The organism is Paraprevotella xylaniphila YIT 11841 (assembly GCF_000205165.1).
GTDB classification, from domain to species: Bacteria; Bacteroidota; Bacteroidia; order Bacteroidales; family Bacteroidaceae; genus Paraprevotella; species Paraprevotella xylaniphila.
In genome coordinates, this window is record NZ_GL883841.1 from 79878 (window position 1) to 95589 (window position 15712).

The following is a 15712-nucleotide window of genomic DNA, read 5'->3' on the forward strand; positions in this document are numbered from 1 at the left end:
TTAATAAAACAATCCGAAGTATGGGAAAGTATAATTTAACAGAAAAGAAAGAGAAGAATGCTGCCTACCGTTCTCTGGTAAGAGCTGAACTGGTAGACGAGTTGTATGAAAAAATCCTGAAAGTGTTCGTGGTGGACAAGAAGTACCGCGACCCAAGTTATTCTGCCAAGAAACTGGCTGAAGAACTGAATACCAACACGCGTTATATCAGTGCCGTGGTCAACATCCGCTTCCATCAGAACTACTCCAGTCTGGTCAATGAGTACCGCATCAAAGACGCCCAGTATCTCCTGACGGACAAAAGATACATGGACAAGACGATGGAGGAAATTTCGGCTATGGTAGGATTTGCCAACCGCCAGTCTTTTTACGCAGCATTCTATAAAATCTTAGGTGTCACTCCGCGCGGTTACCGCATGGAACATCTCGCCAAAGAGAAGGAAGCAGCCAAGGCTTGACCAGACATGAACCAAATATAAAGGGATACATCCGTGCGATATATCCCTTTTTTTCATTCATATACCGACATGCAAACAGAAACTTTTTCCTATAATGACGAGCAATTTGCAGATTTGCAGATGCTCCGTTACCGGGTGGACGGGTTCGACCGGCTTTCCATCGCCCGGAAAAAACTGATATATTATTTGTCCGAAGCGGCACTGACCGGCCGTGACATACTTTGGGACCAGAACGGGAAATACAACCTGCGGATACGGAAAACGCTGGAGACCCTCTACACCGACTATTCCGGCGACCGGAACACTGCGGACTTCCAGGCATTCACCGTCTACCTGAAACGCGTATGGTTCTCCAACGGCATACACCACCATTACGGTTGCGAAAAGTTCAAACCGGGATTCAGCAAAACTTTCTTCCGGGAAGCCGTCCGGAACGTCCCTGCGGACAAGCTTCCGCTCGAAGAAGGACAGACGGCCGAGGAGCTTTGCGACCTGCTCGCGCCTGTCATCTTCGACCCGGAAGTCATGCCCAAGCGTGTCAACCAAGCCGACGGGGACGACTTGGTAAAGACCTCGGCCTGCAACTACTACGGTGACGGGGTGACCCAGACGGAAGCGGAAACCTTCTACAACACGATGAAGCAGGAGGGCGACCCACGCCCCGTCATGTACGGCATGAACAGCCGGTTGGTGAAAGCCGACGGGAAACTAAAAGAAAAAGTATGGAAATCGGGAGGCTTGTACAGCGCAGCCATCGACCGCATCATCTTTTGGTTGGAAAAAGCCGCCGACGTGGCAGAAAACGGGAAACAGGCCGAGGTGCTCCGCAAACTCATCGAATTTTACCGCACCGGCGACCTGAAGACATTCGACGAATACACCATCCTGTGGGTACAGGAGACCGAGGCGATGGTGGACTTCACCAACGGTTTCACGGAAACCTACGGCGACCCGTTGGGACTGAAAGCCAGTTGGGAAGGATACGCCAACTTCAAGGACTTGGAAGCCACGGCGCGTACGGAAAAACTGAGCGCCAACGCCCAATGGTTTGAAGACCACTCTCCCGTGGACGACCGTTTCAAGAAAGCGGAATGCCGGGGGGTGTCGGCCAAGGTCATCAAGGCGGCCATCCTCGGAGGCGACCTCTATCCGGCCTCGGCCATCGGCATCAACCTGCCCAATTCCAACTGGGTGCGGGCGGAATACGGCAGCAAAAGCGTGACCATCGGCAACCTGACAGACGCTTACAACAAGGCGGCGCACGGTAACGGTTTCTTGCAGGAGTTCGTCATCGACGACGAAACGCTCCGGCTGCTCGACCGTTACCAGGATACCTGCGACGACCTGCATACCGACCTGCACGAATGCCTCGGGCATGGAAGCGGCAAACTCCTGCCGGGCGTGGACCCGGATGCCCTGAAAGCCTACGGGGCGGCCATCGAAGAAGCACGGGCCGACTTGTTCGGACTGTATTACCTGGCCGATACCAAGTTGGTGGAATTAGGGCTGACACCCGATGCCGAAGCCTACAAGGCACAATATTACGGCTACATGATGAACGGGCTGTTGACCCAAACGGTACGCATCGAACCGGGCCGTGACATCGAAGAAGCCCACATGCGCAACCGTGCCCTCATCGCCCGGTGGACCTACGAGCACGGCCGGGAAGAAGGGGTGGCCGAACTTGTAAAACGTGACGGGAAAACCTACGTCCGCATCCGCGACTATGAGAAGCTTCGCGAGTTGTTCGGCCTCCTGCTCAGCGAGATACAACGCATCAAAAGCGAAGGAGACTACGAGGCTGCACGCGACTTAGTGGAACGCTACGGCGTGAAAATCGACCCGGACCTGCACACCGAAATCCTGCAACGTTACCGGGCACTGCACCTCTCGCCCTACAAAGGCTTTATCAATCCGGTCTACACGCCGGTCTACAATGAACAAAAAGAAATCACCGACATCAAGGTGGAATACGGCGAAGCCTACGACGCACAAATGCTGCGCTACAGCCGGGACTATGCCACCCTGCCTTACTGCAACGAATAATGGACATACCAGAAACCATCCGAAAGATAAAAACGGAGTTGCGCCTCGCCATGAACGGCGTGGCTTCTGCCTACATGCGTGAAAACGGCATGAACTATAAACTGAACTTCGGGGTGGAACTTCCTCGGCTCCGTGACATCGCCGCCGGGTTTCCCGCAGACCACGACCTGGCCCAAGCCTTGTGGAAAGAAGACATCCGGGAATGCAAGCTGTTGGCAGCCATGCTCCAACCCACCGATACGTTCTATCCCGAAATCGCCGACATTTGGGTGGAAGCGATGCCCAATACGGAAATCGCACAACATACCGTGCAGAACTTGTTCTGCCGCCTGCCCTACGCCTCGCAGAAAGCGTACGAATGGATTGCCTCAGAAGACGACATGTTCCAGCAATGCGGCTACCTGATCCTGGCACGCCTGTTCATGCAGGGCCTCCGCCCCAACGAACGCTCGGCCAACGAGTTTCTCGACCAAGCCCGCACGGCCCTGCACGCGCCCCTCCCCGTACGCCGCGCCGCCGTCTCGGCCTTACAGAAATACCAGGCATTGGACGACGCGGCACACGAGGCAGGGGAAAAGATTCTCCGGGAAGCCGGATTCTGAACTTCCCACAAAAATAGGACGCACATCATTCTGATTTTAAAGAAAAAAAGATTAACTTTGTGCGGTTTGGTAAAACAAAAGCTTTTATAAGAATATGAAAAAAGGAAAAGTAGATGCCCTGTTAGGCATCGTTTTCGGAGACGAAGGCAAAGGAAAAGTGGTAGACGTGTTTACCCCGGAATATGACGTGGTGGCCCGTTTCGCAGGCGGCCCGAATGCCGGACACACCATCATTTTCGAAGGCAAGAAGTTCGTGCTCCGCTCCATCCCTTCGGGCATCTTCGCAAAAGACAAAGTGAACATTATCGGCAACGGTTGCGTCATCGCTCCGGACTTGTTCATGGCCGAAGCCAAGGAACTGGAGGCCGCAGGATACGACCTGAAAGGACGTCTGCACATCAGCAAGCGCGCCCACCTGATCCTGCCTACCCACCGTGTCCTGGACCGTGCCTACGAAGCCGCCAAAGGCAAAGCCAAAGTGGGCACCACCGGCAAGGGCATCGGCCCCACATACAGCGACAAAGCCGCACGTATCGGCTTGCGCGTGGGTGACATCCTCGACCGCTTTGAAGAAAAATATGCAGCTCTGAAAGCACGCCACAAACAGATACTGAAAGACTTACACTATACGGACTACGACATCACGGACGAAGAAAAGCTCTGGTTGGAGGGCGTGGAATACTTGCGCGGTTTCCACCTGACAGACACGGAAATCGAAATCAACCGTTACCTGAAGGAAGGCAAGAACGTGTTGGCCGAAGGCGCTCAAGGCACCATGCTCGACATCGACCACGGAACCTATCCTTTCGTCAGCTCTTCCAATACCACTAGCGGAGGCGTATGCACGGGACTGGGCGTAGGCCCGACGGACATCCGTGAAGTGTTCGGTATCTTCAAGGCATACAGCACACGCGTAGGCTCGGGTCCGTTCCCCGTAGAGTTGTTCGACGAGACAGGCGACACGCTCCGCGAAGTAGGACACGAATACGGTGCCGTGACGGGACGCAACCGCCGTTGCGGTTGGGTGGATTTGGTGGCATTGAAGTATGCCATCATGATCAACGGCGTGACGCAGCTCATCATGATGAAAAGCGACGTGCTCGACGGGTTCGACACCATCAAGGCGTGCGTGGCCTACAAGAAAGACGGCGTGGTGATGGAAGACATGCCTTTCGAGACGGAAGGCTGCGAAGCCGTCTACAAGGAACTTCCGGGTTGGAAGGAAGACTTGTCGCACATGACGGACGAGAGCCAGTTTCCGCAAGCTTTCAAGGACTACATCCGTTTCCTCGAAACGGAATTGGAGACTCCGATTACGATCCTGTCCGTAGGTCCCGACCGCGCACAGACCATCGTACGTAAAAAATAAAATCTGTTTCATAAGCAAATGCCTGAGCCAGCCCCCTTAAGGCTCGGGCACAGCCCCGTCCTTCCGGCCTTTCCCGCCTATAGGACGGGGCTTTCTGTTATACGACCGGCTACTTTTTCTGACAATCCAGACTGTATGCCATCAAAGAGCAGACAATCAGTAAAATCACAAGCGCAAAATCTTACGAAACTTATTTGTACAATATCGCATTATTACCAATACAGGCACGGCATAACCTTCCAACACTTTTTCCTATTTTACCTGACAGCCTTGCCTAACAGTTTTATTTCATTCGGTGTAGTTGGACAAACCACAAACGGCATTCTTTCCAACAACCTTTTCAATTCATATTTAAGATTATTGGCTTTCTTTTGACTGGAATATGAACCGTCATAAAATCCCTGCCCAAAAATATCATTCAATTCTTCATACGACATAGAATGTTTATCAGAACGCTTTAAATGAATAACAATCTTTGTAATTTGAGGACGACATTTTACCTTCACTTCCCCATACACTATCAAATTGTTTACCGTATCTACCCGTAACGAGTCAAACTCATTTTCTACAGAAAGGTTACCTAAAACCTCACATATATCACGTTCTTTTCTATCAGGCAACAGCAACCAACATAAAAATAGTATTACTAACAAAGAACAAACCAATACTATAATGCCCCATATAAAAGCATGCCCTAATAATTCCTCCATAATATCCTTATGAGCTGCGGAAAACACACCGCTATTAAGAATCATTCTCCATTGCATGAATTGTTTAACGGCAAAAAGACCTACTACAAGTATCGAAACACTTATACTTGCAACAAGAGATAAAATTACGTTTTTCCTTTTCATATTAAATTTGTTAATGATAGGTTTTTATTTATTTGCGAATATAAAGAAAATCTAATATTCTCACAAAATAAACAATAATAAAAACATGACTTATGTCTTACAACATAATTTCCATAATACAGTTTACGCTATTTACCTATAATATATGATATATCAGACATAAAACATAAACCGTTAGATATAAGCATCTTGACTAAAATTGACTATGGATTTGACCAAATTTGACCGACATTATTTCCCGCAATTCATGAAATTAGATTTTCTTTGCAATACATTTCATGGAGTGGAAGAAAAGCATGCAACTTTCATTCATACGAAATAAATATCAATATTCACTAAAAACAAAGAAAATGAAAACGAACAAGAAAGTATGGGCTGCGCCCCTTTTCACAATCCTATTGGGAATCACTGCTTACAGTGGTTATCACACGTATAACAAGTATCAAGAGATAAATGAAAGCCTCTTAACACTAAGGGACGTAGAAGTTTTGGCTCAAAACGAAAGTGGAAGTTCAAGTGGTAAGCAATACCATATAGACAATCCCCTACCATGTACTATTACAGAATATTTTAATTGCCATATCGGAATCACAATTCCCGATTGGATTCCTTACGTAGGAGGAACTTCTTGTGAAGCTGATTTTACCATTCCCTACAGTTCTGAAGGCACGGAAAATCATTGTGAGTATACTGGAAACGAACAACATTCCTGCGACTATTACAGATGTAGGAAGAACGGATAATTATTATCATGAAAAAGAAATTATTTGCCTTCCCCATCTTCTGCATGGCATTATTCAGTAGTTGCCACCAGAAGAATGAATCGAGAGTTTACATGTCAAACGACTCCTGTTTTCACGTTATTTCATTCAATCCTGATGGTCAATACACAAGTCTTCGTTTTTTCAACCTGTCGGAAATCGCTGATACCGTGGAATATATCCCTTTGCAAACCAATGAGGACATCACGGTAGGGGAAATTGAAAAAATGATTGTACGACACGGAAAGATATACATTTGGGACAGGCTATCGGAAAGTGTGTTCTGTTTCAACATGTCCGGCAACTACCTTTACCGCGTGCATGCACAAGGACAAGGGCCGGGAGAATACGGGCGCACTTCCGACTTCTCCCTCGACATGGACAACGGCCATATCTGCATTTTCTCCGACGTGGACCGTGCCATATTTGAGTATGACGAGAATGGAAAGTTCCTGAAAGAAACCCCTTCACCTTACATCATCACCTCATTTGCCATTCGTGGAAACACGATTTATGCGTACACAGGAAGAACGCCCAATGAATATCCGGACATGGACGGAGAAAGCCAATTCCGCTTCAACGTAGTACAAGACGGGGAAGCCGCGCTCCACCAACTGCCTTTCCGGCACAACGAGAAGCTGCACAAGATTCCGTTATCCGACCGCAACTTTTCCATGTACAAGGATACGTTATTGCTATCTGAGGATTTATCCCCCCGAATCTACACGGTAAACCGCGACGGAAAACTTACGCCAAGGTATAAGATTGACTTCACGACCAACACCTACCATCCGTCCTTTGAAGACGGGGAACTTGATATTGACCGGATGCAACGCGAGGAAAGAGATGGCAACCTGACCAAGATGAGTAATGGTTTCTATGAAAACGGCCGATATGTCATTTTCAACTATGCGCGTGGCCTTATCGGCACAGCATACGTGGACAAACGGGACAGCACGGTGCACAACATGGGTTATTTCAACATGGACGATTACAACCACAACCCACTCGCATCAGGCATAGAGTTCGTGGATGAAGAATATCTCTATAAGGTGGAAGAGCCTGGCATGCTTGTCCAGAACGGGAAGAAACAGGAATTTTCTCCCGCCTTGGCCCGTCAAGTAGCCGGAATGTCCGAAACCGACAACCCTGTCATTGTCAGAATACGTCTGAAATAAACCTTATACAAAGATGAAGTATCCACTATTAACCTCCTTGTTCCTCCTGTGGACAGCGGCATCCTGCCATTCCCCACAGGAGAAACAAGGCAGTACGGACGAGAAACTCTTCAGGGAATATTGCCTGATGAACGCCACGGAAACATACGATTTCGCACTGCCCGGAAGCCTGACGGTAGAAGATTTGCAAGGTAACCCCGTGAGAATAGACAGTCTGGCAAAAGAAGACAAACTGATATTAAGAATCAGGGGCAGCTTCTGCGAAGACTGCGTACTGGCGGAAATCAAACAGATAAACAACTTGAAGGATTGTTCACATATAGCAATTATCGCCACCTATGACAATCTGCGGATGCTGAAAATTGCCGTGGAGAAGTACGGCATCAAAGTACCGGTCTACCACCTGACGAATGGTGCCGGACAGGAGTTATTCAGTCGAAACGACAAGAAAGGCATTCCATACTTGTTCCTTTTACGCCACCAAACGCTGCAATGCGAATCCACCTTTTTCCCCTCCAAACTGTTTCCGGATTTCTCCGCCTCATATTATGAAACCATGACGGGATATCTGGCACGAGAAGACAAGAAACATACGCTATTCACCTTCACAGACAAAGACCTGGGAACGGTGGAAAGAGGAAAGACATACGAAGTGAAATTTGAGTACCGGAACACAACGGACAGCCTTCTGGTGATACATGACGTGCGCCATTCCTGCGACTGCGTAGTCCCACAATGGAAAAACGCCCCGCTTCGCAAGGGGGAGAGTGGAAAACTGACCGTACGCTTCACGCCCAAGGGGCATGGCTACAGCATGCAATCCGTCATGGTGTACCACAACCAATCCCGTTACCCTTCACGGCTCACCATAAGGGCTGAAGCGAAATAAAGCAAAACTCATCGCAGTTCGTGCCGCATGGAAGCCACGTCCTCGGGATTGGCTCCCAGTTCCATGGCCTTGTCCAAATCGGCACGGGCTTCTTTCTTCCGCTTCGTCTCGATGTAGAGCGCGGCACGGTTGAGCAAATAATCAATGTTCTTCGGTTCCAAAGAAATCGCTTTCGTGAAATCCGCCTCAGCCGCCTCGTATTGCTTGCGCGTCTGTTCCAAACCGGCACGTACGGCATAGAGGATGGCATGGTCCGGCGCGGCAGCCACCATGGCATTGATCTGCTCCATGGCCTCCCGCGGACGGTTGTCTTTCTCATTCAACAGCACCAAGCCGATACGCGCCTCTTCGTGTGCAGGGTTCAGCTTGAGCAAAGCCTCGTAATCCGCACGCGCCCTCCTGTAAAGCCGTTGCCCGGTATAGATATACGCACGCATGAAAAGCGCTTCCTGCTCGTCGGCCTTCCAGTCCAACACGTCGCTATAGTCCACCAAAGCCTTCTCCTTGTTGCCCAACTGCATGTAGAGCTTGGCCCGTGCCATGCGGAGCGGCAAGACGTGGGGAGCCACGTTCAGCCCCATCGTGTAGCTCTCCAAGGCTTTCTCCGGCTTGCCCCGGTGCTCCTGCATCCGTCCAATCTGGTAGTATATCATGGCATTGGAACGCTGCGCCGGTTCAATGCGCATGGCCTCACGGAACAGACGCTCGGCCTTCTCCGTACTGTCCGCCGACATGGACTCCAACGCCCGCCGCACGTACGTCCTATAGTCCGACACCTGAGCCTGACAGACGGTTGCCGCCAAACACAACCCCAAAGTCAATTTCCACTTTCCCATACTCCCTCCTTTTTTGATTGATACCTGAAACCTCGCGAGAAGGATTCTATTCGCAAATATAAGCATTTTGACAGACACGGCCTCGACTTTCCGACCCTAAATTCAGGACTACGGGCGTTTCAGCATCCCAAGACCTGTCCTTGCAAAATAACAGCAAAACACACATTATTGCGCTAAAAAGACACAAAAACAGTTGTTTTCCGCCTCTCTTTCCTTCCATAAATCCTCCAACCGGCAGCAAATCCAGAGTAAATCAGATACAAAATTTCACAATTCAGGGCTAAATCCAAATGAATATTTACCACTTTTAAGAATCATTTAAAGCCAAACGGAAAATCATTTTCAGCCGAATGATTTCTCATTTGGCTGAAAATGATTTTCGGTTCGGTGAAAAACAGCGTTTTTCTGTCCTGAAAGTGGAAAACCAAGTGGGTTTGAGAGGGTATATTCTTCTATTTGAATGATTTCTTATGTCAAGTTCCGCATGACGGATTGTACGGAGAATGGGATGTGTGGCTCACCCGTCCACGAACGGTAAGCGCAAAAAACGGTTTTCCGGCTGACACGATGTCTGTTCAAACCGCCTGAAGGCTGACACAGCGATTCTGCTAGCCCCGCGTAAATCGTTTATTTTCGAGCACTCCAATAATTGGGCCGAAATAAAGAAGTTTTGAAAGGGTAAAAATGACAATCTGTCAATGGTAGCATTTTGTCAAGTCTATAAGGATTCAATATTTATCCATTAAAAATGATGAAAACCTTTGGCTGTCCCACACTTTCTCCATACATTTGAGCAACCTACATAATGAAGAGCGAATGAAAGACCTTACCATTTGTTGCACCTGCCCCCAAAACGGACAGGACAAAACATTGCCTCATCCTGCATCCGGCAAAATGCAGGTTCTCAGAATCCTCGTCCTCTTACTGTCCCTCCTTACGACAAGAGCCGTAAAGGCACTGTCTCCATCTGCCCCTTCGGACGGGAGGCAAATAGAAAAGTATCTCCAAAAATCATACCAGGAATACATGGAGGCCATCAACACCGATGACAGAAAAACAGAGGAAAAGTTTCTTCAAAATCTGCTCACCCCGGAAATGAAGGAAAAACGGGCGCGACTGGCATGCGCCACGGATAGCGACCCCATGATTCGGGCGCAAGACGTTACGGAATATTCCATCCAGTCCGTACGCTGCAGGCATCTGTGCGGCTGTTGGTACGAAGTGTCATACCGCCCGTACCCCCAAGATTCAACGACCTATATCCCGTTACGCATCACGACAGATTCCTTGGGAAAGACACGTATTTCGTACGTAACACCTGATTGGGGCAACCGTAATTACGGGGATTATTGGTTTGATATTCCTGAGGAAAAGGTCATAGACCACCAAGACGGGAAGACATTTGTGGAAACCTTTTACAAGTCGTACGCCCATACTTACATAAAAATGGAACCGGATTTGGAACAAGGCTTGAAACACTTGCGAGAGACCTACTGTACCCCCGCCATGCAGGAAAAATACGTCCGGTCGAAAAAAGAAGTGGAACTGGAAGATCCTATGTTCGACCCCGTCATAGGAAATGACGACTTCGATGTCTTTTGGTACAGTTCTTTACAGGTCCATCCCACCAAAAACAAAGAATGCTTCACGGTAAGCTACAGCTACACAAAACTTCAAGTTACCCTCCAATGCCAAGACGGCAAATATAAAATAGCCGACGTGGAACTTATCCCTTAACAACACCATCAAAAAGAAAATACGCCATGGAATCATACTTGGAAAACTACACCGTGCGCTACAACATGTCTGCGAGAAAAGACACCGTAAGGGTCAAGAACCTGACTTGCCCTTACATTGACAGGGAGGGCAAGGCTTTCGTCTTGCTCAAAGACAGGACGGGACTGTAAAGAAACGCATTGCAACCATGAGACTGCCATTTTAATCTTATATTTATAGGAAATAGTCATGAAGAAAACGTTTATCGGATATCTGTTAGCACTTATTCCATTATCCTCCTATTCCTGCTTGCAAGCAGGAATAGGAGACAATACACCTGAAAAGGAATATCAAACCATACTTATGGAGAACGACAGCCTGAGACCTACCCGGAAATGGACATTCAGGTATGACGATAAGAATTTCCCATGCGACCACGGAGCGTACGATGGTACGATTAAAGGTTTCGATGCGGACGGTAAGGGGCATTTTTACATTTTAGGTGGAGAACCCGTCCGATTGGCTTGTTTCATAGGAGAGAACATGGAATGGAGCCGAGACCTCGGCTTGTCCATGAGACACTGCCAAAATGCTTTATTCAAGATAGTAAACGATTCCATTTATTTCATAAATGAAGTCAAATACATTTATTCTTATGATAAGGAAAACTCTACTTATTTCAAAGATGAAGCCAAATTCATTTCTTACCAGGACGAAGCCAATTCCATATTTCGTATCCACAAAAGCGGCAAAGGAAAGTTAGAACGTTTCCCCCTACACATAGATGGGGAATACCTTGAGGGGAAATTGCGAGACAACGGTTTTTATGTAGTGGCAAGACCCGATAATGTACCCGACAGCGTTTCGCTCGATGACAGAAGCCACGACATAGGCTATCTCTTCACATACCCTAATAAATTGCAAAATAAGGTCAGCGGAGGAAACGGCATTGCCAAGTTGCGCCTTGACGGCATACCGGTATTTATTGATTTGGAAAACAATCCCCCTTATACGGGTTTCTATGGGAAAACTGACAACTTTCTTATATATGGTTCCATAGACTATGACATCGGTTCGATTGCAATAATAGACACGATATACCGCACCATAACAAAACATCCCATTTCCGGCTTGCCACGATTGGACGCGACAACCGGTTGGTTTCCGGGTGGCGCACTATGTTCTGACAATACAACAGTTATTGTCAACAAGCATCTGTACGCAATAGGATACGACAATATAAAAATGACTTATACCATCGTGGAATATGATTTAAGCCCCATATTACATCTTGCACATGCAACCGCCCAACCGTCAGCATTCCGAACTTTCTTGTCTGGGTTTAAGAAATGCTCCCAAATCAATCTTTCGTCATTTGGAGAGAAAATCATATCCGATTCAGCTTTGATAGACGGCAACATGTATGCCCGTTTTCTTCCTCCCATACAAGACAACTGCCTTTGCGAACAGTATAATGTCTTTTGGCAAAAAGGAAGTTACATGGAGTGTGGAGGTTTTATCACCGTCATGCTGAAAAGGCACTGCCAAGACTACAAGGACGGGAACAGCCAATATTTCATAGAGAATCTTGTCACCGACTATATGCTCGTCACATATTCATGCGACGGTGAAATTCTGGATTTTAAAACGGTAGGACACGACGGGAGGGCATACTTCACACGTATAGCCCCCAAAGGACAGGCACCAAACTTCCTTGTGGAGCAAGGCTCTTTGGACGATTGTACTTCAATCCTCCGATACCAAGACTTGACCTACACGGTAAGAACGTACGAATACAACGTAAGCCCGGACGGGAAAATCAAAGAGAGAACAACCGGAACAGCCCAAAAAGAAACCATTAAAAATCCGGAGAACGACCGCGCCCCTATCCGGTTTGAAGAATTTATGTCCTATTTTAAGAAATGGGAAAAACCTTATGTCAACGATTCCTTATTCATACCTTCCACCCCACATACCGACTTACCTTTTCCGGAATGCTTCTCCCTAATTCCGGACACCCTCGATTGCGGGTGTTGGCCACGCGACCTCCAATGGACACCCGGCCGATACATCGAAAGCAAGGAACGCTATTTCTTTTTCGTCACCAAAGGTTGCATGACTCCTCATCGCGCCCCGTCTCCATATGCGGATTACATGGTACTGGAGTTCAGTAAAGACGGTATATTTAAGGAAGCCTCGAATATCTTTCATGCAACTGACGACTCGGATATCGAGGATTTACCATTAGCATTAACTTTACGGCTAAAACGTTCCCTTGATTCAGCCCTCATTGAAGAAAATTACAGAAAGCCATGAGACATGCCATTTTAATCTTAGCCCACAAAGGTCAATCTGCGGGTTTGACTTATTTTATACATAAAAAGTAACGAAAACATTTGGCCGTCCCGAACATTCTCCATACATTTGGAACAACCTACATAATGAAAAGCAAATGAAAGACCTTACCATTTGGTGCACATACCATAAAGACGAACAAATCCAACAATTCGGATTACTGGAAGATGACGTAATGCGCCTCTTCAAGGGTAATGATACCGGAATCGAGGGAGAGAACATCAACCACCTGAATCCGTTCTATTCCGAAATAGTCACTTTATATTATGTATGGAAAAACGGAATCCAAAGCCGGAGAGTGGGATTCTGCCATTACCGCAGGCGGTTCGGACGAATAGCGGATGTGGAACCCGGCACATGCCAAGTGTTGGCCACCAACCGTAACTGCCATGTCTTCGGTCACTACAAGGGTGCACATAAAATCCCGACCAATTTATATCAGAAATAAAATCAAAAGATGAAAATATCAAGTATTTTAATGAAAAAAGCAATAGATGCATTCACCTTGAAATTCCCCAACCGTAAGTTTGTATTCATTACAATAATCTTATCAATCACATTGATTTCAGTTAGTACCATACCTCTTTCCGCACAAGAACGTGTGGACATTGACACCCTACTGTACCGTTACCATAATCCGGAGCAAGACCATTATCCGGACTTGCTTCCCGAAGACTGTTATCTGGAATTGTACTTGGAAAACGGCATATTGAAGAAAGGGTACTTTTGGGGAACGAGTGACGAGTTTGAACAAGCTCGTGAAGGCTACGAGTGCGGCTATTTCGTCATGCCCATGACAGATATAAAACAAGACAAAGACTCCATTTCATTCCGTCTGGACATTGTCAAGACCTCAAGCGGCGAGAAGGTCAACACTTTCGTCAAAGCCCCCATCGACCGCCATATCCGTTCCTGGCAAGAAGCCATGTCCCACTATCAGACGTGGGAACCTTTTACCGACCGGATGGAGGATGAGATACAAATGAGTATCTCCTTTGCCCGGTGGTTGGAAAATGACGTTGTACGGTATGGCATGTCTCCGATGAAAGATTCTATAACAGTCAAGAATCTGACCTGTCCTTACAACGATAAGAACGGTCGGGTCTTCGTCTTGCTGAAAGGCAAAATTCCATTATCCTCCTAATTCCTGTTTGCAAGCAGGAATAGGAGACAATGTACCTGAAAAGGACTATCAAACCATCCGTATGGAGAACGACAGCCTGCGACCTACCTGGGAAATGGACATTCAATTATGACGATGATTCTAAAAATTGTGATGCTTACTTCATCTATGTCACACCCAAATAAATAATGAATGAAGCTGATAATAAAACTAATAAAGATTGTCGTCCGTATTTTTGCGACAATAGTGCTTTTGCTCATCCTGATCGTGACAATAGGTTTAACCATACAGCATTTCACCACAAAAAAGGCATACAAATACCATATAAGTCAAATACAAGCTGAACGAATCGCTTTATGCGATTCGTTCGCTCATGGCATCAACTTATATAAGTTGTCATTCGAGACTGTCCCGACCGGTTATAAACATGGACTCTTCGTTGGAGGAATTGAACCTTATTTAGAGGGATGCGCAGACAGCCTGACGAATATTACATTCACGACCACTCCACAGGATTCAGGAAACGTACTCATTCCTCTACAAATAAAAGGAAATAAGGTAGAAGCATTGACCCTACAAGAATGTACCGGTAAAGGCACCATTGACGGAGACTTCTATGACAACACCAAGGATTTGGGAACGTTTTTGCAAAAAGGCAGGCATTGGTTAGAGAATCCCGCGCATAGAAGTCGCATCTTACATGGAGGTACCTTGTTTATCGCCACGCCCAAACATGTTGGGGCACTGCATCGCATCATCATCCGATTTGAGAATGGACAACTTGTATGCCAAGTCCGCCAAGGCACGCCCAAAGCCTACTTCATCAAAAGCATCGTAACAAATACACCTGAAAGGCTCAAAAAAGTTATCAACCTGAACTCAAACAACCAAGAAATGTCAAACGAACTATAAATGAATAAAAGAAAAACATACCTCTTCGACGTAAAAAACCCTACTTGGATAGCAATTACAGTGTGCCTTGCACTTGTTGCAACTGTAATCCATGGATGCAAACATTCCGATGAAACTCTCCCGTCAGACAAGAAGGCAAAACGAGAGCGTTTTCAGGCCGGAATGCGTTTAGATACATTATTATGCAGGAGGGATTTGGAAAGCGCGCTCTTGTTTATTGACACACTGCACACCCGATATCCCCGCGACCCTCAATTCTACTTCGGCGAAGGATGGATATACCAGATGAAAAATGACAGCATCAAGGCACGCTCTTGTTTCACGAGGGCTGTGGCTATATACGATTCGTTGATAGCGGTAAAAAAGGATTTCGGAGACCAGATAAACCGTGCTTTTATCATTCTAATTTTAGATGGAAGAAAGGCGTACAACCAAAGCCTGGACGAAATCCTACGTACATCAAGAAATCCTCATGATTCACTCGTCATTGAAGAGATTTGGAGGAAAGTCATCTATAAAAAGGAGGATTTGTTCAAGCCTGAGATGCTAATAACCCTTCCCGATTCAATCACACAACGACATTAAAGCCATGAGACATGCCATTTTAATCTTA

Annotated in this window: 16 protein-coding genes; 14 read left to right on the forward strand and 2 right to left on the reverse strand. The window is 47.0% G+C overall.

Annotation, left to right across the window (positions count from 1 at the left end; translation table 11 throughout):
- The first annotated feature begins 20 nt into the window (after positions 1–20).
- The 4 genes from HMPREF9442_RS07205 (at position 21) to HMPREF9442_RS07220 (ending at position 4475) form a co-directional block, all read left to right on the forward strand.
- Positions 21–458 carry a helix-turn-helix domain-containing protein gene (locus HMPREF9442_RS07205; protein ID WP_008626905.1) on the forward strand — a complete coding sequence of 146 codons (438 nt, stop codon included), beginning with the start codon at positions 21–23 and terminating at the stop codon, positions 456–458.
- Positions 459–527: 69 nt separating this feature from the next.
- Positions 528–2504: a dipeptidyl-peptidase 3 family protein gene (locus tag HMPREF9442_RS07210; RefSeq protein ID WP_008626906.1), complete on the forward strand. Its 1977-nt coding sequence runs from the start codon at positions 528–530 to the stop codon at positions 2502–2504.
- The gene (locus tag HMPREF9442_RS07215) at positions 2504–3106 is read left to right on the forward strand and encodes a DNA alkylation repair protein (protein WP_008626907.1); all 603 of its coding nucleotides are present in this window, start codon (positions 2504–2506) and stop codon (positions 3104–3106) included. The genes HMPREF9442_RS07210 and HMPREF9442_RS07215 overlap by 1 nt, the downstream gene beginning before the upstream one ends.
- 94 nt (positions 3107–3200) lie before the next feature.
- A complete protein-coding gene (locus HMPREF9442_RS07220) occupies positions 3201–4475 on the forward strand; it encodes an adenylosuccinate synthase (protein ID WP_008626909.1) in 1275 nt (424 codons plus the stop codon).
- A 257-nt stretch (positions 4476–4732) separates the two neighbouring features.
- On the opposite strand, the gene HMPREF9442_RS07225 is transcribed toward HMPREF9442_RS07220, so the two are convergent.
- A complete protein-coding gene (locus HMPREF9442_RS07225; RefSeq protein ID WP_008626911.1) occupies positions 4733–5329 on the reverse strand; it encodes a hypothetical protein in 597 nt (198 codons plus the stop codon).
- Positions 5330–5679: 350 nt separating this feature from the next.
- On the opposite strand from HMPREF9442_RS07225, the gene HMPREF9442_RS07230 reads away from it, so the two are divergent.
- The 3 genes from HMPREF9442_RS07230 to HMPREF9442_RS15340 are packed head-to-tail and all read left to right on the forward strand — an operon-like array spanning position 5680 to position 8157.
- Positions 5680–6072 (forward strand): hypothetical protein, encoded by a 393-nt coding sequence (locus HMPREF9442_RS07230; RefSeq protein WP_040602773.1) that lies wholly within the window; start codon positions 5680–5682, stop codon positions 6070–6072.
- A gap of 8 nt (positions 6073–6080) precedes the next feature.
- Positions 6081–7268 carry a DUF4934 domain-containing protein gene (locus tag HMPREF9442_RS07235; protein ID WP_008626913.1) on the forward strand — a complete coding sequence of 396 codons (1188 nt, stop codon included), beginning with the start codon at positions 6081–6083 and terminating at the stop codon, positions 7266–7268.
- A gap of 13 nt (positions 7269–7281) precedes the next feature.
- A complete protein-coding gene (locus tag HMPREF9442_RS15340) occupies positions 7282–8157 on the forward strand; it encodes a DUF1573 domain-containing protein (RefSeq protein WP_008626914.1) in 876 nt (291 codons plus the stop codon).
- A gap of 8 nt (positions 8158–8165) precedes the next feature.
- Here the strand turns inward: HMPREF9442_RS15340 and HMPREF9442_RS07245 are convergent, their stop codons facing one another.
- Positions 8166–8993, reverse strand: coding sequence for a tetratricopeptide repeat protein (locus HMPREF9442_RS07245; protein ID WP_040602776.1), 828 nt, complete (start codon positions 8991–8993; stop codon positions 8166–8168).
- Positions 8994–9809: 816 nt separating this feature from the next.
- Here HMPREF9442_RS07245 and HMPREF9442_RS07250 point away from each other — a divergent pair.
- The 7 genes from HMPREF9442_RS07250 to HMPREF9442_RS07280 all read left to right on the forward strand — a co-directional run bounded on the left by HMPREF9442_RS07250 (position 9810) and on the right by HMPREF9442_RS07280 (position 15684).
- Positions 9810–10730, forward strand: a complete 921-nt coding sequence (locus HMPREF9442_RS07250; protein WP_087944081.1) for a DUF3828 domain-containing protein — start codon at positions 9810–9812, stop codon at positions 10728–10730.
- 26 nt (positions 10731–10756) lie between these two features.
- A complete protein-coding gene (locus HMPREF9442_RS16205) occupies positions 10757–10900 on the forward strand; it encodes a hypothetical protein (RefSeq protein ID WP_008626919.1) in 144 nt (47 codons plus the stop codon).
- Between the two features lie 58 nt (positions 10901–10958).
- Positions 10959–13025 (forward strand): hypothetical protein, encoded by a 2067-nt coding sequence (locus HMPREF9442_RS16725; RefSeq protein ID WP_008626920.1) that lies wholly within the window; start codon positions 10959–10961, stop codon positions 13023–13025.
- A 136-nt stretch (positions 13026–13161) separates the two neighbouring features.
- Complete coding sequence (locus tag HMPREF9442_RS07265) at positions 13162–13512, forward strand: DUF4422 domain-containing protein (RefSeq protein ID WP_008626921.1); 351 nt, start codon at positions 13162–13164, stop codon at positions 13510–13512.
- Between the two features lie 30 nt (positions 13513–13542).
- Positions 13543–14208, forward strand: coding sequence for a hypothetical protein (locus HMPREF9442_RS07270; protein ID WP_216593089.1), 666 nt, complete (start codon positions 13543–13545; stop codon positions 14206–14208).
- Between the two features lie 171 nt (positions 14209–14379).
- Entirely contained in the window at positions 14380–15099 is a 720-nt protein-coding gene (locus tag HMPREF9442_RS07275; RefSeq protein ID WP_008626924.1) for a hypothetical protein, read from the forward strand.
- Positions 15100–15684, forward strand: coding sequence for a hypothetical protein (locus tag HMPREF9442_RS07280; protein WP_008626925.1), 585 nt, complete (start codon positions 15100–15102; stop codon positions 15682–15684).
- The last annotated feature ends 28 nt before the right edge of the window (positions 15685–15712 follow it).